Source organism: Streptomyces sp. NPDC046349 (assembly GCF_055587885.1).
On sequence record NZ_JBVJFK010000012.1, the window covers coordinates 149,913 to 169,837 of the forward strand.

A 19,925-nucleotide genomic window follows, 5' to 3' on the forward strand; every position below is an offset into this window, starting at 1 on the left:
CGAGGGGCCCACTATTCGACCTGGATCCCGGACCAGCAAGCAGAACGACCATGTACACCACATCGCCCCGAATACCAAATTCCGCATTTAACATTCCGTTCACACGCGCCGCCACCTGCGGTGATTCGGACTCACTCCCTCCGGATTCCTCCCGACCGGGACGCCTCCACAACTGTTAGGTTCAGCGCTTGATAATTGCGCGGAATCACAGTGATCCGTGCGCCATAATCGGGAGTGTTCGAATCGTGAAAAGATCCCAGGCGCATGTCATGCGTGCGCCTCTGAGGCGTGCGTGGCGGTGGCCGATACCGCTCATTGCCGCCAGCCTGCTGGCCACAGGCCTGACGGTGGTGGAGGCCTCGGCGGACTCCAGGCACAAGCTGCCCGGCAACCAGAAGCTGACCAAGGTCAGCGGTACCGACGTCAAGGGGAAGCCGGCGCCCGGCCCCGCGGAGTCGCAGAAGAAGGCGTGGAAGTCCGCGCCGAAGGTCGCGTGGCCCGCGCCGGGCACGGCTGAGGTCAGCCTGCCCGACGCGCCGCCCCCGGCCGCCGCGGCGATGAAATCAGCCCCCGGTTCCGCTCCCGTACCCGCGGCCGGCAGCCCGGGTCAGGCCGGCAAGGCGGTGAAGGCGGGCAAGCTCCCCGTCTCCGTGTCCGCCCTCCCGGCGCAGAACCAGCTTTCGGCAGAACGCCGTTCGGCCGGGGCGGCGGGGGCTCCGGCGGCCGCCGCAGCGAGCGGTGTCAGGGTCAAGGTCGATCTGCACGACCGTGCCGCCGCGCACCGCGCGGGAGCCGGGAACGGCCTCCTGCTGACGGTCCGGCGCACCGACGCGGGTACCGCGCCCGCACCGGTCTCGGTAAAGCTGGACTACAACGCGTTCAAGAACGCCTACGGCGGTGGCTGGGGCTCCCGTCTCCGCTTCAAGGCCGTACCCGCCTGTTCCCTGACGACGCCGCAGCGCCCCGAGTGCCGTACGTCGCAGGACGTGGTGACCCAGAACGACCCGGTGACGGGCAAGCTCACCGCGACCTTCGACGCCCCGGCCGACCGCGTGCCCGCGGCCAGGCCCCCCGGCAGCGCGTTCCTGTCCGCCGGCAGCCCGTTCGTGTCAGCCCCGGCCACCGCCGCCGCTGCGGGCAGCGCGATGATGCTGACCGCCACCGCCGGCGCCGACGGCGCGAACGGCACGTACAAGGCGACGTCCTTGAACCCGTCGGGTTCGTGGCAGGCCGGTGGTTCCGCGGGCGACTTCTCCTGGTCCTACCCCCTGGACATCCCCGCCTCGCTGGGCGGTCCGAGTCCGTCGCTGTCCCTGGGCTACTCCAGCGCGCAGATCGACGGCCGCACCAACGCCTCCCAGCAGCAGACCTCCTGGGTCGGTGACGGCTGGGACCTGGCCTCGAACTACATCGAGCGTTCCTTCACGCCGTGCAGCCAGGACAAGCGCAAGGACTCCGGGTTCAACAACCCCAAGGACGACACCGGCGACCTGTGCCACGGCGCACCGATGGTCACGATGTCCCTGAACGGTGGCTCCACGCCCCTGGTGCTGGACGACGCTTCGAAGAAGTGGCGTCCGGCCAAGGACGACGGCTCGCGCCTGGAGCTCCTCTCCGGCGCCGAGAACGGTGACAAGGAAGGCGAGCACTGGCGGTTCACCAACCCCCAGGGCATCCAGTTCTACTTCGGCCTGAACAAGCTGAAGAACTGGGCCTCGGGCAAGCCGGTGACCAACTCCACCTGGACCGTGCCCGTCTACGGCAACCACCCCGGTGAGCCCTGCTACAACACCGCCTTCGCCGACGCCGTGTGCGACCAGGCCTACCGGTGGAACCTGGACTACGTCGTGGACCCGCGCGGGAACGCGATGACGTACTGGTACCAGAAGGAGCAGAACCACTACGGCTCGAACTACAAGATCGCCGGCGGCTCCACCGCCCGCGAGTACACCCGTTCCGGCTGGCTGAGCCGTATCTCCTGGGGCCTGCGCGAGGACAACCTCTTCGCCTCCGCCCCGGCCGAGGCCCGCTTCACCGTCGCCGAACGCTGCCTGAAGACGGCCACTTTCGACTGCGACCCGGCCAAGCTCAAGCCGGAGGTCGACTGGAACATCGCGAAGATGTGGCCGGACACCCCCGGCGACCAGCTCTGTGCCAACGGCGAGGAGTGCAAGGGCCGCTTCACCCCTACCTTCTTCTCCCGCAAGCGCCTGACCGAGGTCGGCACCTTCGTCTGGAACGGCACGGCTCACAAGCCGGTCGACACCTGGAAGCTCGTCCAGGACTTCCCCCAGACCGGCGACGGCTCCGACTACCCGCTGTGGCTGTCGGAGATCCGCCACGTCGGCAAGAACGGCACGACCGTGGCGGGGGCGGCGAACGCGGAGATCGAGCTGCCTGCGGTGAAGTTCCGCGGCAAGCAGCTCGACAACCGCGTCGACAGCGACGGCGACGGCAAGGTGCCCTTCAAGCGCTACCGCATCGAGGCCATCGACACCGAGACCGGCTCCACCATCGCGGTCAACTACGCGCCCACCGAGTGCAAGACCACCGCGCCGCAGGTCATGCCGGCCTCGCCCGAGAACAACACGCTGCGGTGCTACCCGGTCATCTCCGAGCTCCCGGACCCGACCGACCCCGAGCGCGAGCGGAAGATCTACTCCACCGACTGGTTCCACAAGCACATCGTGGACTCCGTCCGTGAGGAAGACCGCAACGGCAACTCCCCCACCCGCGTCACCTCCTACCAGTTCCTCGGAAAGCCCGCGTGGGCCTTCGACGACGAGACGGAGATGATGCGGCCCAAGACGCGCACCTGGTCGCAGTGGCGCGGCTACGAGCGGGTCCGCACCTACATCGGTGCCGCGCCCGACAAGCGCTCCATGACCGAAACCCTCTTCTTCCGCGGCCTGGACGGCGACCGTGCCGCACCCGCGGGCGGCAGGAAGTCGGTCAAGGTCAAGGACTCCGAGGGTATCGAGATCGCCGACCACCGCCTCTACGCCGGCCAGACCCGTGAGGTACTGGCCTACAACGGTGAAGGCGGCGCACTCGAAGCAGCCACCACCTACACCCCCTGGCTCCACGGCCCCACCGCCACCCGCCTCCGCAAGGGCGAGGTCGCCGCGGAGGACATCGAGCCCCTCCAGTCCTTCGTCCAGCAGACCACGCACGTCAACTCGCGCATCCTGCTCTCCGACGGCCGCGGCTGGCGCCGCACCGCCATGGAGACCAAGTACGACAACCGCGGCATCGCCGAATGGGTCTCCAGCAAGGGCGACATCGCCGACCCCAAGGACGACAGCTGCAGCCGCTACGAATACGAGTCCGACGAGACCCGCTGGATCATCGCCCGTCAGAAGCGCATCGAGACGGTCGCCAAGGCATGTGACGCGGCGATCCAGCGACCGGCGGACGTGACCAAGGACGTCCGGGTCTCCTACGACGCGGCGGGCAACCTGAAGCAGACGGAGTCCCTGACCGGTTACAGCGGCACCACGCCGCAGTACCAGATCGACGGCAGCGCGACCTTCGACGCCTACGGCCGCCCGAAGACCACCACCGACGTCTTCGGCAAGGTCACCAGGATCGACTACACCCCGGCTGCCGGACAGGTCGCCACCAAGGTGGTCACCACCAACCACGCCGGTCACACCCAGACCACGGAGGTCGACCAGGGCCGTGGTTCCGTCCTGGCCAAGCAGGACACCAACAACCGCCGCCAGGTCATGGAGTACGACGCCCTCGGCCGACTGACCAAGGTGTGGTCCCCGTCGCGGACCCCCACCGCCAAGTCCCCGAACGGCATGTTCTCCTACGACGTCCGCACCGACGGTCCGGTCGTCATCACCAACAAGGCACTGCTGGACGACGGCACCTACCGCACCAGCTACGACATCTACGACAGCAGCCTGCGGATCCGCCAGACCCAGATGGAAGCCCTGGCCGGCGGCCGGATCATCTCCGACACCTTCTACAACAGCCTCGGCCAGGTCTGGAAGTCCAACGGCGCCTACTACACCGCAGGCGAAGCCTCCGGTGTCCAGTTCGCCCCCAAGGACAACGAGGTCCCGTCCTCCACGGTGACCCAGTACGACGGCTCCGGCCGCTCGGTCGCCCAGATCTCCCGCACGTTCGGCGAGGAGACCTCCCGCACCACCACCGCCTACGGCGGCGACAACATCACCGTCGACCCGCCCAAGGGCGAGACCCCCACCCGGGCCTTCCTCGACGGAGCCGGCCGCAAGACCGAACTCCGCCACTTCCACGCCGACTCGCCCACCGGGCCGTACGACACCACCCGGTACGGCTACAACCAGCGCGGAATGCTGGAGTCGGTCGTCAACCAGGCCGGCGACAGGTGGGAGTACACCTACGACGTCCGCGGCCGTCAGACGGTACAGAAGGACCCTGAGAAGGGCACGACGACCACCAAGTACGGCAAGGGCGACCGCGTCGAAAGCGTCACGGACGCCCGGGGGATGGTCCTCGTCCCCGAGTACGACTCGCTCGGCCGGATCGTCGCGACCCACGAGGGATCGGTGACGGGTCCGAAACTGACGTCCACCACCTTCGACACCCTGCCGGGTGCCATCGGTCTGCCGGTGACGTCGACCCGGTACGTCAACGGGCAGGCCTACACCGAGTCGGTCACCGGCTACGACACCGAGTACCGCGCCACCGGCACGAAGATCACCATCCCCTCCTCCGAGGGTGCCCTGGCAGGTACCTACGAGTTCTCCGCCGGCTACCGGCCCAACACCGGCCTGACCGAGTGGACCGAGCAGCCGGCCGTGGCCGGCCTGCCCATCGAACTCACCACGATGAAGTACAACCACTTCGAACTGCCCACGGTCATGGGCATCGAAGGCAAGACGTTCGTCGACAAGGTCGACTACTCGCCCATGGGCGACGTCCTGCGCACCCACTCCGGCCCCGCCGGATCCCAGGTCTACACGACCAACTTCTACGACGAGCAGACCCGGCGCCTGACCCGGACCGTCAACGACACCGAGAAGGCACCGGGCCGGATCAACGACACGTCCTACGACTACGACGCCGTCGGCAACATCCTCAAGATCACCGACAGGGAAGGCCCCACCGCGACACCCGACGTCCAGTGCTTCGCCTACGACTACATGCGCCGCATGAACGAGGCCTGGACCGCCACGGACGACTGCTCCGCCAAGCCTGGCGCCACGGGCCCCGGCTCCAGGCCCCAGGTCGGCGGACCCAACCCCTACTGGAGTTCCTACAGCTTCGACGCCGCGGGCAACCGCACCAAGGAAGTCCAGCACTCCCCCACCGGCGACCTCACCAAGGACGTCACCCGCGCCTACACCTACGGCACCCCCGGCCAGCCCGCCGCCAACCGGCTCAAGCAGGTCGACACCACCGGACCCGGCGGATCCCGCACCGAGTCCTACACCTACGACGGTGCGGGCAACACCGAAACCCGCACCATCCAGGGCGACACCCAGACCCTGAAGTGGAACATCTCCGGTCAGCTGGAGAAGGCCACCAAGGGCGCGGACGAGACGTCCTTCGTCTACGACGCCGGCGGCAACCGCCTGATCAAACGTGACCCCACGGGCACCACGCTGTACCTGCCGGGCACCGAGGTCAAACTGACCAAGGCCGGAAAGCTGGAGGGCACGCGCTACTACGCCCACCCGGCCGGCCCGGTCATGGTCAAGACGGCCAAGGACGGCGTGATCTCCACGTCGTACCTGATGGGCGACCACAACGGCACGGCGACCACCTCCGTGGACACCAAGACGTCCGCCGTCACCCGCCGCAAGTTCACCCCCTACGGCGAGGTCCGTGGCACGGCCCCGTCCGTATGGCCCGGTAAGAAGGGCTTCGTCGGCGGCGAGATCGACGAGTCCATCGGCACCGTCCACCTCGGCGCCCGCGAATACGACCCGGCAACCGGGCGGTTCCTCTCCGTCGACCCGATCGTCGACTTCAACGAACCCAAACAGCAGAACCCCTACGCTTACGCCAACAACTCGCCCATCACCTACAGCGACCCCAGCGGCCTGTCCATCGCGCCGCCCGTCATGCCGGTGAAGGACTTCACCGAGGCCGAGGCCGCCTGGGCCCGCGCCATCCAGGGCAAGAGCGCCCTGGACATCGCACTCGACATCGCCATGGGCATCCTCAAGGACGCCTCCGGCTACAACGACATCCGCGACTGCCTCAACGGATCCGTGGGCGCGTGCGCCAGCATCGCCTTCGATGCCCTCCTGCCCTTCGCCGGACGCGCCAAGCGCGTCCTCAAGGCTCTCGACCGGGCCTGGGAGGCGTTCAACAGCTGGTCGCACAAACTCGCCTTGGCACGCGACATCCTCGCGCGCGTCCAACGCTACGAACAGGCCATGGCGAAGTACGCCGAGGACCTCGCCGAGTGGAAACGGCAGATGGAGGAGGCAGCCGAACGAGCGAGAAAGCTGGAGGAGGAAGCAGCCGCGGCCCGAAGAGCCGCACAGGAGGCAGCAGCCGCAGCCGCCAAGAAGGCCGACGAAGCCAAGGCGACCGCGGCCAGGCAGGGCAAGTCCTCCGCGCAGAAGGCCAGGAAGGCCGACGGCGACGGAAAGGCGTCGAAGTCCGCCCAGACGAAGAAGTCGGACGGGCCCAAGAAGTCCACGGCCAAGGACAGCGACGGCGGCGGTTCGGACGGCGGAACGACGAAGCCGGGATGCAACAGCTTCGTGCCGGGGACCGAGGTCCTGATGGCCGATGGCACCTCCAAGCCGATCGAGGAGGTCGCCAACGGTGACGAGGTGATCGCGACAGACGCCGCGACCGGCCGTACCGGGGCCCAGCCGGTCGTGGCGCAGATCGTCGGCGACGGCCAGAAGAACCTCGTCGAGATCACGATCGACACGGACGGTGCCGAAGGCGACGCTTCGCAGAAGATCACGGCGACCGACCGGCACCCGTTCTGGGCCCCTGCCGTGGGCGCGTGGCTGGACGCACAGGATCTCACCGCAGGTCAGTGGCTCCGGACCTCGTCCGGAGCATGGGTCCAGGTCACGGAGGTCAGGCAGTGGACCCAGCAGCAGCGGGTGCACAACCTCACGGTCGCCAAGGAGCACACCTACTACGTGCTCGCGGGTGCCGCCGCGGTCCTGGTCCACAACGACGCGTGCGAGCGACCGAACTTCGCCTCGCAGGAGAAGGCCCAGCAGCACTTCTCCGATCACGTCTACGGAGTGAAGCGGACGAACACGGGGTTCAAGAACTCCAAGGGTGGCCCCGACATGCCCGAGTTCCAGACCCCGGACGGGTACAACGAGTACGTGGACGCGGCCCGGAACTTCCTGAGCGGCGATCCCAGGGCAGGTGACCTCGTCGACAAGGACGGCTTCCTGTTCAGGATCGACCAGACAACGGGGGTGTTCGGCATCAGAACCCCGACCGGGGAGATCATGACCTTCTTCCGCAGGAAGGGCGACGTCGCCGAGTACCTGAAGACGCAGCACGCCAAGTACGGAGGAGAGATCCTGTCGTGAGCACAGCGGCCGGGTTCGGCCCCGAATTCGTGGAACGCTACCGGAGCACGTGGGCGCCGGGGCAGCGGGTGGGGCATGTCGATCCCTCACTGGACATCGAGGCATGGTCGGAGTTCACCGAGCTGTGCAGGTCGGGCTACGACGACTGCCTGGCGGAGTACGACCTCGACCTCGACGTGCGGGACATGCTCCAGAAGGCTCTGGACAGTCCCGCGCTGCGGGCCTGTCCGGAGTTCCCCCGCTTCAGGGCCGCGGTCGAAAGCGTGGACCAGGAGTTCCGTGAGGTCACGCCCGTCGAAATCCACGTCGCGTATCCCGACCTCCTCGGGTGGTGGCACAAGCGGGTACCGGGCCGGGGCCCGAGGGAGTTCGCCGACGAGCTGAGAGCCAGGTTCGGCGTGACGATCGAAGTGGTCCCGCCGGCCGGATGAGCAGAACCCGTGTGGCCCCGGTCGAATGCCGACCGGGGCCACACGGCTGTTCCGTCCACACCGTAAGCAGCGCCACGGCGACGGGAAGGGGTTTCGGCGACTCGGTGAGCGCGGGCGGGAACGGCGCAGGGCGGTGCATACGGTGGCGATGTGGTGCGCCGCTGGCCGTGGTTTATATCAGGGTTCCGGTCCACGCCTTGCGTCGTGATGATCACGCTGTGGGGCGTGGGGATCTTTCTGATGAGCAGTGGTCGGTACTGAAGTCGTTGCCGTCTGCGGCAGGCGTAAGCCGCAGGTCCGGGAACCGGCGGCGGTTGATCAATGGAGTTCGGCGGCAGGTTCGGACGGGTGTTCCGTGGCGTGATCTGCAGCGCGAGTACGGGCCTTGGCAGACCGTTTACGGACTCTTTCGCCGTTGGCAGCACGAGGGTGTGGGGGCCAGGATTCTCGCCTTGCTGCAGGCGAGGGCTGATGCGGCCGGGCGGATTCACGTGGGACGTGAACGTCGACTGCACGATCTGCCGGGCCCATCAGCACGCAGCTGGGGCCCGCCGGGACGGGGCCGGGCAGAAGGAGCCCCCGGGAGGGGGCGGGACCGAGCCGGAGGATCACGGGGCGGGACGGTCGCGGGGGGTTCTCCACAACCTGGCGATGAAGTTGCTCGCGGTCGACGGGAGCTCCGAGGCCGCATTCACGTCACGCCTGCTCCCCCAGCAGCTCGGAGAGGCGTCGTTCCAGGTGCCGGGTCTGGGCAGTGAGCCGGGGGTTGCGTGCGTGTGCGTTGGCGAGGTGCGCCCGGAGCGAGCCCAAGCTGACAGCAGGCGCGGCATCGAGGGGCGCACAGCGCTGCTGTCGGTGGTGCCTGACAGGATGCCCCGCATGGATCTTTCACACCCGCTCGACGGCCTGGACGCCCACCCCTGGTCGTCCTTCTCGCACGCCTACGGCAGCGCGGAGGACCTCCCCCATCTACTGCAGGCTCTGGCCGGAGTCGACGCGGACGCGGCGGACGAGGCACTGTCCGAGCTCTACGGGAGCGTTCTGCATCAGGGAACGGTCTACGCCGCAAGCGCGCAGGCTGTGCCGTTCTTGGCTGCGATCGCAGCGGCCGGCCACCGCACCGCAGACGTCCTGGCGCTGCTGGGCGGCCTGGCCGAAAGTGAGGACGAGTACGGCGTGGAGCCGGGCGCGGTCCGGGCAGCGGTGACACACCAGCTCCCGGCCCTGCTGCCACTGCTGGCCGCCCCTGATCCGGAAGTCCGCCGGACCGCGGCTTGGGCGGTGTCCCACACCCGCTCTGCTGCGGCCGCGCTGCCCACCCTTCGCGCGCGCTGGGACGAGGAGACCGAACCCGCCGTGCGTGCCGAGCTCCTGACCGGGATCGCCCGGCTCGCCCCTCAGGCGGCCGCAGCGGCGTCCGCCGCCGTCCTGGAGCCGTCGCAGCCCGCCGAGGTTCGCATGGCTGCCGTCTTCGCCCTCCTCGACACCGGCGCTCCCTGGACCGAGGCCGCACACACCACGATGCTCTCCCTTCTGCCCGCAGACTCCCTGCGCTCCAGCCTCGACCTGGAACGCGGCGAGCCGTTGACCGCCGTTGTCGAGGCCCTCCTGGGCCGGGGCCGACGCACCGAGCGCAAGATCGCCTTCGCCCTGATCGACGCGGCCCTGCACGACGACCGGGCGGATGTGCGAGCCGAAGGTATCTGGGCGGCCGACCGCGCCTGCATGCTCTCCCGCAGCGCCCCGCGGCGACTGGTGTGGAACTTGCGAGCGGCTGCCTTCGACGAGAAGTCGGTGATCGACATGGCGTCCCTCCTCGGCCGCCTGGGCAGCGTCGCCGAACCGGCTGCGGACATCCTTGCCCCGCTCGCCGCGCGAAACCCGGACCAAAATGACGACGATGCGGACCGCGCCCTGGCCGCGCTCATATGCGTCGCACCCGCACAGGCGATTCCCTTCCTGGCCGAAGCCCTGGGACGGCGCCCACGGGCCCTGGACGCAGCGACCGGGCTTCGGAACCCTGCCGACTGCATTCTCCCCTTCGACGAGGGTCTCCTCAACGCTGTCCGCGACCGACTCTCTCGGCCCCAGGCCCTTGAAGGCAACGAACCGTGGCAGCTGACGCACCTGCTGGCCGGGTGGGGCGTCGCCGCGGCGCCGGCATTGCCCGAGCTGTGCGCGGCCCTCCCGCACCATGCAAGCCAGGCCGCCCGAGCCATCGCTTTCGTCGCCGCTGACTGTGGCCCCCGCGAACGCGTCCGGGCCATCACCTCGCTGCGGAGGGCCGCCGAGCAGGAAGTCCTCCCCGCGGCCAAAGCCCTGTACGACCTCGACGGCGAGCTGGGGCCCTTGCTCCACTGCCTCGAACAGGAACTACGACGTGGCGCCAGGCAGGTCAGGGACGCAGCCGGCATCGCTGGAGCGCTCGGGCCCCGGGGAGCGGCGCTGGTACCGGCTTTGCGCGCGGCACTCACCGGCACCGGCGGCACCACCACGCCCGCACTGGACACGGACACCGCTATCGCCGAGGCACTGTGGCGCATCACGGATGACGCAGACGAGGCAGTCGCCATACTGGACTCCGTCTTCGCCCGCGCCGAACAGAACGCGTGGTCCCGGTGGTCGGTGGTGCGGGCCGCCCGCACGACAGCACTCCTCGGCCCGGCGGGAAGCCCTCTCACCACCCGACTGGAAGCGGCCCTCGACGACCCAGCGCAAGCGCCGGCGGCCGTGGTGGCTCTGGTGGCGGTAGCGGAGCCCACAACCCTGGACCGCACCGTACTCGCCGCAGCCGCATTGCGGTCCGCAGAATCGGACGCCGATCCTGCAGGGGCCTGCGAGGCTCTGGAAGTCCTCGGCGCCACCGCCATGACCGACGACCACCTGCGCCGGCTTGCTGCTCTCGCCGACGGCGACTCCCGGGTCGTCCGCTCCGGCGTCGTAGACCGCATCATCAACCAGGACGAAGCCGTTCGAAGGCATGCCGCGAGGCTTCTCACATCGTTCACGGACTTCCCGGTGGCTTGACCTGCCCGACCTGCCTGACGCCGTCGGCCGCGTCGGCATCCGACAAGCATGTGACCGATGCGGGCTCCACCGGCCCCGCCGAGGTCATCGACCGTATCGTCACCCGGGTCGGCGTGTGCATCACCGACCTCTCGGCGGGTGGGACAGAACCGTACCCGCGCGTCTCCGAGACACCCGTCCTGCGCCAGATCGACCGACTCCGAGCCGCTCAGGGACTCTGAGCCCGGGCCTGCCACGCCCCCGAGGACGGCCAGGACTCCCATGTCGGTCCGGTCGGGGATGATCGGCTCGATCAGACCCGGCGAAAACGGCTGTCGCCGACGGTGTCGACGGGACAGGGCAGGTGGTGGGTGTCGGCGGCGAAGACACAGTCGACCATGGTTGATGATCAAGGAGAACGCGGCGGTCGGCGCGTTACAGGGTGGCCATGTCCTCTCCTCTGTGTGCGAGGTGCCACGATCGAATCCACACCGGCAACGGCAGGGACAACCGTTCCGACACCGCCCACCTGCGTAACGACAGCCGCCTGCTGCCACATTGCGACACCGACGTCCGGGGCCGCCCGCTGAGCTGAAGGCCGAGGTTGTCAGCGCCTTCCGTCGCTCGGCACGGTTGCTCGCAAGCGGGGCCTGCCCGCCGTTGGCTCGTGCGTACCGTCACCTGTGTGCGCTTTCGGGGCGGTGCCCGGGTCGGCAGCCGACCCGGGCACTCTGTTCACGTCTACTCCATGGGCTCGAACGTCCACGCCTGGCTTCGGTCGCTGACGTCGAGTGGCCTCAGCGCGATACGGGGCGGGAAGATCCGCAGCACGCTGAGGTCCAGGGCCAGCTCCTCGCCGTCGACGGGGCCTCCGGGGACCACGACGTGGAAGGTGTGCGGCTGGTCGGTCTCGCAGAGCGCCCACTCGCGGGGGTCGGGGTAACCGACGACCTGCTTGTTCGTCTCCGGGTCGCCGTCGTAGGAGACGTAGGTTTCGCTGCGGAGGTTGCGGATCGTGCAGTTGCCGTTGCTGAGTCTCTCCACCTGCCATTCCTGCTCGCCGGGGTTGCCGGTGGGCGGCAGCAGGACTACGGGTGTCTTGGGTTCCGATGCCCCGTCCAGCAGCGTGAGCAGTTGCTCGCGAGGGCGGGTGATCGTGTAGGTGCCGTTCGGTACAGGTGCCATGGCCGACTCCACTTCTGACACGCGGCGCCCGCGCGGGTCGCCGCTGATCTTTGGCCAGGCGGATCCCTTCCCTGCCAGCGTGCGACTGAGGGTCGAAAAGAACTTGCACCACCCTTCAGGGGTACAGCGAATGCCTTCCCGAAACGGTGCACCGGGCTTAGCTGTGTCCGTGCGGACGGTCAGGTCCGGCGACCACGGAGAGCGGACGAAGTGGTCGTAGACCGGAGAGGGGAACGCTTACTGCTTGTCCGAACACGACCGCATCGCCCGACCCCTACGTGACCGCTTCATCGAAGAGATCTTCGCCGTCAGCCACGACCTCCACGGCCTGACATCCGCACCGCAAGGGCGGACCGCGCCCGACACGCAAGGCTACGGCTGCTGGGCCGGGGCAGTCTCCCGGCGACCCGCAAGCGGTTGCCTGCCGCAATGGTGCGTCGGGCCCGGCATCATGGCCGGGTGACGACCGTCGAGGAGTTCTTCGAAGGTCCCGGCCTTGGCCTGGCGGTATTCGAACGCGTCCGCTCCCTGCTGGACGATCCGGTTGACGTCCGGGTGTCGAAAAGCCAGGTGGCCTTCCGCCGCCGCCGCGGCTTTGCCTACCTCTGGACACCGGCCCGCTACCTGCACGGCCCCACTGCCGAGGTCGTGCTGTCGATCGCACTCGGCAGACACGATCCCTCACCCCGCTTCAAAGAAGTGTCCCACCCCACGCCCCGACACTGGATGCACCACCTGGAAGTCCACTCGGTCGACGACCTGGACGACCAGGTGGCGGCGTGGCTCGTCGAGGCCGCCGATCGCGCAACCTGATCACCCCTGGCGCGCGCGTACGGGAGCTACGACTTCTTGAGCCGATGCACCTTCAAGGCCGATGCCTCAGGGCAGCCCCGCGGCCCTCTCAACCGGGCCGCACGGAAGCGCCGGGAGCTGCGGGCACACCGAAGGCCCCTCCTCCCCTAGGGGAAGACGGGCCGTCAGGAAACGGGGCGGGAACGGCTGCCGCCGAGGCGTTGGGCCGGGCCGTTGAGCCCGCGCAGCGTGACGAACCCCGCTGCAGCGCGGAGCCGGCCGACACGGCCGCGGCGGCACTCGGCGCGGCCCCGGCCGTTTACGGAACGGAGGCGTACGCCAGGGGGCCTCGTCTGCGGGGATGTCTCCACGACAGCCGGGCGGACAGGTGGAGCTGCGGCTCACACCGTTCCGCGTACGGCGCGTCCGCACGGGCGCGTCGGGCCGGTCGGCACGTACCGAACAGTGCTGCGGTCGTGATGCGGGCCACGTCCGCGACGACGGGGGCGCCGGATCGCGGTCGACGGCCTGTCGCGCTGGGCGGAGAACGTCCGCACAGGGCGGTCGCCGCCGCTCAGTCGCGGCCTCCTCCCGCTCCGTCGAGGGCGGTGACGGTGCCTCCGCCGGCGAGGGTTCCCGTCAGGGACACCGCGCCCTCGGGGCCGGTCCAGGGGGCGGTGAGGGTGCGTTCGGCGGTGTCGGCGCGGACCGCTCCGGTCGCCGTGATCGCGGTGACGTGCCGGCTGCCTGCAGCCAGCAGGTACCAGCGGCCGGCCGGGGAGCGCCAGCGGTGGCCCGCGAGGAGGTGCTGGCCGAACCGGCCGCAGGCGGCGGTGGACCGGGCCCGTGCCACGTCCTGCGGTGGTCCGGCCTCGAGGCGCAGGCGGACGGTGACGTCACCGGGCCCGGCCCAGCCGGAGGCCCGCGTGCAGGACCAGACGGCACGGCCGGCGCCGTCGGGCAGCCGGGCGGCCGCGAAGTCCCAGACGTTGACGGCCCGGTAGTCGCCTGCGCGCAGTTCGCCGAGCCGGCAGGCCAGGCGCGCCCAGGCCGCGCGGGCCTCGGGTCCGGTGACTTCGCGCGGCTGGCGGGCCGGGGCGGGGGCGGACCCGTCCGGCAGGGGGGTGTAGGTCAGGTGTACGGGTGACAGCGCGCCGAGGTCGGTGAGGACGAAGGAGTGCTTCTCGACGATGCGGGTCGAGGAGGTGAGTTCGAGGACGGGCCAGGACGCGCAGGATCCGCCGGCCGCAGGGACGGGGGCCGGGGCGGTGACCCCGTCGGCGGCGACGGCGAGGGCGTGTCCCGTGTCGTCCGCCCGGAGCAGGTCGCGGCCGGCGGCCGTCGCGATCCAGGGGGCGAGGAGGTAGCGGGCCGACGCCCCGTCGGGGTCCCGGGACAGGGTGAGGGCGGCCGCAGTGGTGACCCCGGCGTCGTCGGTGCGGGTGACGTCGAGCGTGCGGCCGCCGTGGGATCCGGTGGCGGTTTCGCCGTAGCGCACGACGCGGTCCCCGTCGCGCATGACCACCACGGCGCGGCCGTCCAGTTCGCCCGCGTACAGGAGTTGGGGCGGCCGTGCGGGCGGTTCGCCCGTGGTGCCGGGCGTGGTGGAGATCGGGATCGTGCCCGGCGCGGCCCATGTGCCGAGGGCGCGGGCCAGCAGCTCGCGGTCTGCGGTCCGGCGGCCACGTGCGGGCCAGACGGTGAAGTCGACGCGGGCGGTGTCGGACCACGCCTCGGGCGGAACGCGCAGGAGCCGGGCAGGGTCCAGGGCTCCGGAGGCCGCCAGCCCGGCAGCCGGCCGTACGTCGCGATGCGGGCGCGAGCCGTGGGCGGAGAGCGCGGCGAGGGTCAGCGCCAGGGCGGCGAGGCCGGCCCAGCAGGCCCGTGCCCTGCGGCGTCGGCGCAGCAGGTCGGTGGGGCGGGTGCTGACCACGCTGGCGTCGAACTCCGGCCGGCGCAGTGCCCGGAGGAGTTCCTCGCCGACGGGCAGGGCGAGGGCGTCGCGCACGGCGCCGGCCGGATCGGCTGCCCCGGCCCCGCCGAGGAGGCATGCGGTCTCGTCCGGCGCCAGGTCGTCCAGGTGGAGCAGGACGAACGCCGCCCGCAGCGGGGCGGGGGCACCGCTGAGCGTGTGGGCGGCCTCGTCGATCCCGCCCGCGGGCGGCCACAGCCTCAGTCCCCACACGAAGGGCGGGACGGGCAGCCGGCCGATACGGGCCCAGGTGGTGCCGCCGGGTCCCGAAGGGGCGAGGGCTGCGCGCAGGACGCGGGAGCGGACCAGCGCGAGATGCCGGTCGGGCGCGTCCGTGCCGTCCTCGGCCGGGGCGGGTCCCACCGGTGTGCCGGTTCGGGGCAGGGCCCGCTGCACGGCCTTGTGTGCCAGCAGGACGCGGGTGTGCCGGCCCAGTGAGTCCGGGAGTGTCAGGTAGGCGAGCCGGACCAGTCGGGGGTACTGCTCGACAAGGACCGCCTCGGCGTGCTCCACGGCGTCCGAGCCGAATCTCTGAGAGGTGCTCACGCCGGCGTCAAACGAGTGAATCCTGCGATGGTCACATCCCGCGCTTGATCCGTCCGGCCTGGACGGCGGTCTCCACGGGGCTCAGGTGCGCGGCTCCGGGCTGCCGGACGGAGCGGACGGGGCGGACGGGGCGGACGGGAGGTTCTCCTCCGCCGAGCCTCCGCGTGCGGTGGCGCCGCCGGTGCGCCGCAGTGCCTGCGTGCCCGTGCCCGGTGCCGTGAGGTAGTCCAGGGTGCCGGTGATTTCCAGGATGCGGTTCAGCTGGACGGTCCGGCCGTCGATGTGGAGCCCCGCGCCCGCCTTGTCGGCCAGGCGCCGGACCATCAGCAGCGCCGCCAGGCCGCTGGAGTCGACGGCCGACAGCCCGGAGCACTCCAGCCGCAGGTCCCGCAGTCCGGGATGCGCGGCGAGGAGGCGGTCGACGGCTTCGATCAGGCGGTCGGCGTGGAGGTGGTCGAGGTCGCCGCTCAGCTCGACGCGCACGGCCTCGTGCGAGGAGGTGTGCGTCAGGCCGAGCGGGGTGGGGGGAAGGCTCGTCATTCGGCGGTCCCGGCGGCGGTGAGGAGGGTACGGGTCAGTTCGGCGGCTCCGGCCCGCAGGGTGGCGGTGGTGCGGGGGAAGTCCTGCAGTTCCCGCTCCAGGAGCTGCAGGGCGGGCAGCAGCGAGGCGGTCGGAACGCCGCGGGCCTCCAGGACGTCGGCGGTCCACAGCAGGAAGCCGCGGAAGAGGTCCTCGTCGCCGGTGTAGAGGGCTGCGGCCAGGAATTCGACGATGTGGGAGAGGTCTTCCGCGGTGCGCTCGCGCTGCGCTTCCGTGTAGGCGCGGATCGCCGGACAGGCGTTCTCCAGCTGCCGGAACACGGCCCGCACCAGCCGCGGGCGGTTCCGGGCGACCAGCGTGTACTCCTGGTCGTCGAGGTGGGGCAGATCGTCGACGGCCTGGTGGCCGGGCCGGGGCCTCGGCAGCGGGCCGCAGGCCAGCTCGTCGGCGGCGGCCCGCGCGTCGGGGGCCCAGGCGTCCGCGCCCAGCAGTCGGGCGTAACGGCCTTCGGGCCCGAAGGCGGCGCCGCCCACGATCACGGGGGTCCCGACGGCCTGGCAGGCGGTGATGGTGGCGTGTGCGGCGGGCAGCCGGGTCGCGAGGGAGCCGGAGAGGGCCACGGCGTCCGGGCCGGTGCGGTGCAGGTGCGCGACCAGGTGCGGGGCGGGCACTTGCGCGCCGAGGTAGTCGACGTGCCAGCCCCTGATCCGCAGGACCTCTGCCAGGAGGCGGGCGGGCAGGGCGTGCCATTCGCCGTCCACGCAGGCCACCGTGACCCGGCCGCGCGTGGATTCCGTGCGGGCCGACGGGTGGAGTGCGACGGCGGCGACGGCGCGGTCGTTGATGGCGGTCGCGGCGTGCTCCTGGGCGACGGTGATGCGGTTCGCCGCCCACTCCCGGCCCACCCTCCCCTGTACGGCGGCGATGACGTCGAGCAGCAGGTCCTCCGCGGGCGTGCCCTCGTCCAGGGCGCGGAGCAGCGTACGGACCGTGGCGGCCTCGTCGAACGCCATCACCGACTCCCACACCTGCGCGAGGAGCTCCTGCGACGCCGCAGCGGAACGCGAGTCGGTGGCGATGGTGGTGGAGGAGGTGGAGGTGATGACGGTGGCGGTGGCGGTGGCGGTGGCCGAAGCCGTGTCCGTGTACGTGTCGTGCGGGCTCACGCGGTGAACCGCCCGCGGGTGTGGCCGTCCACGGCGCTGAGGTGGTTGGTGCGCGGCGCCGAGATCACCACGACGGCCATGTCGTCGTGGCGGCCCGCCCCCACCCACTGGGAGGTGAGCATCTGTACGTGCTCCACGACCGCCTCGGCCGGCATCGCCGCACACTCCGACAGGGCACGGCGCAGCCGCTCCTCCCCGAACATCGCACCGCCCATGGGTCCTCCCCGTGCCTCGCTGATCCCGTCGGTGTACAACACGCAGGTGTCCCCGGGGGCCAGCGTCACACGGGCCGTCTCCGTGGTGATCTCCGGCAGTGCGCCGACCAGCGTGCCCTTCGTGCGGGCCTCCTCCACCCGGCCGTCGGAGCGCAGGATCAGCGGGGCGGGGTGTCCGGCGCTCGTGAGGCGCAGCCGCACCGTGTTCCCGTCCCGGGCTGCGGATGCCAGCACGATGGTGGCGAAGCGGGTGCTCTCGGAGTTGAGCAGCGAGGTGTTGAGCAGGCTCAGGATCCGGTGGTGGTCCTCGGCCATCGGGAGGAGGGCGTGCAGGGTGTTGCGGATCTTGCCCGTCATCACGGCTGCCTCCAGTCCCTTGCCGCAGACGTCGCCGAGTACGACGAGGGAGGGCTGGCCCTCCTCGGCGGCCGGGTGCACGTCGTAGAAGTCGCCGCCGACCCGCTCGTGGTCCTTCGACGGCCGGTAGCCGCCGGCGTACTCCACTCCGGAGACCTGCTGCAGCGCGGGCGGCAGGAGTTCGCGCATCAGGGTGTCGGTGATCGACGCCTGCTCCGCGTAGAGCCGGGCGGCCGACATCGCCGCGCCGGCACGGGCGGCGAACAGGCGGGCGAACACCTCCTCGCCCTCCGTGAACGCGTTCGCCGCGTCGGCGCGGAGCAGTACCAGGGCGCCCGCGGGCACGCCGTGTCCGGGCAGCGGCGTGATGACGATGGATCCCACGGTGTCGAGGCCGTCCGGGACCAGCCAGGCCGGGGCGGCGGCCGGGTCGAGCCAGCGCGAGGGCACGGGCGGGAAACCCTGGAGCGCCTCGGCCAGCCCGGGCACCTCCTGGGGGTCGACGACCGCTCGGGACACCGACGGGCTGCCTCCGCGGACGCACGACACGATCGGGAGCTCGGCCCCGTGCGGCGGGGCGAACACCAACGCGGCGTCCGCCAGGTGGTCGGCCGCCATCTGGGCCGTGACGTCCATGCAGCGGTCGAGGTTGAGGGACGACAGCAGGAGGTTGGAGGAGCGGACGAGGAAATCGGTGCGTTCCCGTTCCGTCCACAGGGCTTCCCGGGTCAGCCGGTGGTCGGTGTCGTCCACGAGCCACCACACGACCGTGCCGTCGTCACCGGGGGTCGGATGCGCCTCGTACGAGCGGTCGCCCACGGCCCCTTGGACGGTGCCGGCTCCGGCGGGCGGGCGCTGCGCGGGCAGGGGTGTGGTGTGGCGTGCGTGCGCCGAAGCCAGCCATCCGGGAACCGCGTCCGCCATCGCAGAGCCCGGGCGGGCGTCCGGGAACACCAGACCGGCCGACTCGTTGGCATGGACCACGACGGCACGGGCGTCCGCCACCAGCACCGGGTACGGGACCTGATTCCAGGACAGGCCCCCGGCGGGCGAGCTCGGCGTCGTCTCGGTGGAAGGAACCAAACGTTGAAGGCCCGCTGTGCGGACCCCTCACCTCTTCATCGCGTTCATCACGTCGGAAGGACCTCGAACAACATCGGCACAACAGTTGTCCTACGGCAACCATCCTCCATGGGCCGTGCACCGTGCAACCGGGCCCCGGGCGGACGTCGTATCGATGGCTCATCCCTGAGGGTGCCCAAGGCCGGACCGCTTGCGTGCAGGGGCACCCGGTCACGGGGCGCGGACACGATGTAGGAGGATGTCCCGGTGACCGGAGAGGAAGCGGTCGTCACCACGACCACAGAACGCGACGCGACCGTCATCAGCCTGCACGGCGAAGTCGACGAGGACAACACCCCGTTCCTGGCCCGCGCCCTCGCGCAGGCCGCGGCGGGTGGCCTGCCGCGCACCGTGGTGGACCTGTCGGGCACTCCCTTCGTGGACTCCTCCGTGCTGCACGCACTGCTCGACGCGCAGCGGGCCCACGCGGCCGTGGGGGCGTTGCTCGTCCTCGCCGGCCCGCTGCACACAGCCGTCCGGCGACTGTTCGAAGTCACCGGAGCCGCACCGGCGTTCCGCATGGCGGACAGCGTGGCGACCGCGATGACATGCTGACCACCACTCCACGTTCCCGAACAGGCTGTCACGGTATGACCCGTACGGCCATGGGCAGGCGATGAGCATGAACGCACCCCCGCCGTCCGAAGCCCCCCTGGGCTCGCAGCGCAGCCGCGAGGACGCCGGCGACCGGCACACCGCACCGCCCGACTCGGCGGCCGCGGCCCGTGAGCGCGTCCGCGAACTGCTGCTGCTCGCGGGCGTGGACCTCGACAGCGTCCCCGCGGCGGACGCGCTGCTCATCACCTCGGAACTGGTCACCAACGCGATCCGCCACGGGGACGGGGTCACCGCCTTCCGGGCCGACATCGAGGACGACGTCCTGCGGCTGTCCATCGCCGATGCCAACCCCCGCCTGCCCGCGGCCCGGACGGGGACGGTCGACCATCCCGGCGGGTACGGCTGGCCGCTCGTCCAGCGCCTGGCGGAGCATGTCGACTGCAGCACCCGTCCCGACGGCAAGACCATCACGACGGCGCTCCGCCTGACCTGAGCCGGGGCCAGAGCCGGGGGCCCGG

Annotated in this window: 13 protein-coding genes; 8 read left to right on the forward strand and 5 right to left on the reverse strand. The window is 70.8% G+C overall.

What is annotated here, in order from left to right; all coding sequences use genetic code 11:
- The first annotated feature begins 269 nt into the window (after positions 1-269).
- The 4 genes from ACZ6JS_RS27355 to ACZ6JS_RS27370 all read left to right on the forward strand — a co-directional run bounded on the left by ACZ6JS_RS27355 (position 270) and on the right by ACZ6JS_RS27370 (position 10,975).
- Entirely contained in the window at positions 270-7,517 is a 7,248-nt protein-coding gene (locus ACZ6JS_RS27355; RefSeq protein ID WP_469301784.1) for a polymorphic toxin-type HINT domain-containing protein, read from the forward strand.
- Positions 7,514-7,948, forward strand: a complete 435-nt coding sequence (locus ACZ6JS_RS27360; protein WP_469301785.1) for a hypothetical protein — start codon at positions 7,514-7,516, stop codon at positions 7,946-7,948. Before ACZ6JS_RS27355 ends, ACZ6JS_RS27360 begins: the two co-directional genes overlap by 4 nt.
- Positions 7,945-8,706 carry a transposase gene (locus ACZ6JS_RS27365; RefSeq protein WP_469301787.1) on the forward strand — a complete coding sequence of 254 codons (762 nt, stop codon included), beginning with the start codon at positions 7,945-7,947 and terminating at the stop codon, positions 8,704-8,706. Before ACZ6JS_RS27360 ends, ACZ6JS_RS27365 begins: the two co-directional genes overlap by 4 nt.
- Positions 8,707-8,827: 121 nt before the next feature.
- Positions 8,828-10,975: a HEAT repeat domain-containing protein gene (locus ACZ6JS_RS27370; protein WP_469301789.1), complete on the forward strand. Its 2,148-nt coding sequence runs from the start codon at positions 8,828-8,830 to the stop codon at positions 10,973-10,975.
- Between the two features lie 720 nt (positions 10,976-11,695).
- Here the strand turns inward: ACZ6JS_RS27370 and ACZ6JS_RS27375 are convergent.
- A complete protein-coding gene (locus tag ACZ6JS_RS27375) occupies positions 11,696-12,139 on the reverse strand; it encodes a hypothetical protein (RefSeq protein ID WP_469301790.1) in 444 nt (147 codons plus the stop codon).
- Between the two features lie 244 nt (positions 12,140-12,383).
- On the opposite strand from ACZ6JS_RS27375, the gene ACZ6JS_RS27380 reads away from it, so the two are divergent.
- A complete protein-coding gene (locus ACZ6JS_RS27380; RefSeq protein WP_469301792.1) occupies positions 12,384-12,602 on the forward strand; it encodes a hypothetical protein in 219 nt (72 codons plus the stop codon).
- A complete protein-coding gene (locus ACZ6JS_RS27385) occupies positions 12,599-12,952 on the forward strand; it encodes a DUF5655 domain-containing protein (RefSeq protein WP_469301794.1) in 354 nt (117 codons plus the stop codon). The genes ACZ6JS_RS27380 and ACZ6JS_RS27385 overlap by 4 nt, the downstream gene beginning before the upstream one ends.
- A 553-nt stretch (positions 12,953-13,505) precedes the next feature.
- Here the strand turns inward: ACZ6JS_RS27385 and ACZ6JS_RS27390 are convergent.
- From ACZ6JS_RS27390 to ACZ6JS_RS27405, 4 genes are all read right to left on the reverse strand, one after another.
- Complete coding sequence (locus ACZ6JS_RS27390; protein WP_469301796.1) at positions 13,506-15,449, reverse strand: hypothetical protein; 1,944 nt, start codon at positions 15,447-15,449, stop codon at positions 13,506-13,508.
- A gap of 81 nt (positions 15,450-15,530) precedes the next feature.
- On the reverse strand, positions 15,531-15,989 hold the full coding sequence (locus tag ACZ6JS_RS27395) for an STAS domain-containing protein (protein ID WP_469301798.1): 459 nt from the start codon (positions 15,987-15,989) through the stop codon (positions 15,531-15,533).
- On the reverse strand, positions 15,986-17,002 hold the full coding sequence (locus tag ACZ6JS_RS27400) for a cobalamin B12-binding domain-containing protein (RefSeq protein WP_469301969.1): 1,017 nt from the start codon (positions 17,000-17,002) through the stop codon (positions 15,986-15,988). The genes ACZ6JS_RS27395 and ACZ6JS_RS27400 overlap by 4 nt, the downstream gene beginning before the upstream one ends.
- A gap of 149 nt (positions 17,003-17,151) precedes the next feature.
- Positions 17,152-18,738 carry a PP2C family protein-serine/threonine phosphatase gene (locus tag ACZ6JS_RS27405; RefSeq protein ID WP_469301971.1) on the reverse strand — a complete coding sequence of 529 codons (1,587 nt, stop codon included), beginning with the start codon at positions 18,736-18,738 and terminating at the stop codon, positions 17,152-17,154.
- Between the two features lie 318 nt (positions 18,739-19,056).
- Between ACZ6JS_RS27405 and ACZ6JS_RS27410 the strand changes: the two genes are divergently transcribed.
- Positions 19,057-19,404, forward strand: coding sequence for an STAS domain-containing protein (locus ACZ6JS_RS27410; protein WP_469301800.1), 348 nt, complete (start codon positions 19,057-19,059; stop codon positions 19,402-19,404).
- Between the two features lie 67 nt (positions 19,405-19,471).
- Complete coding sequence (locus ACZ6JS_RS27415; RefSeq protein ID WP_469301802.1) at positions 19,472-19,900, forward strand: ATP-binding protein; 429 nt, start codon at positions 19,472-19,474, stop codon at positions 19,898-19,900.
- Positions 19,901-19,925 lie beyond the last annotated feature (25 nt).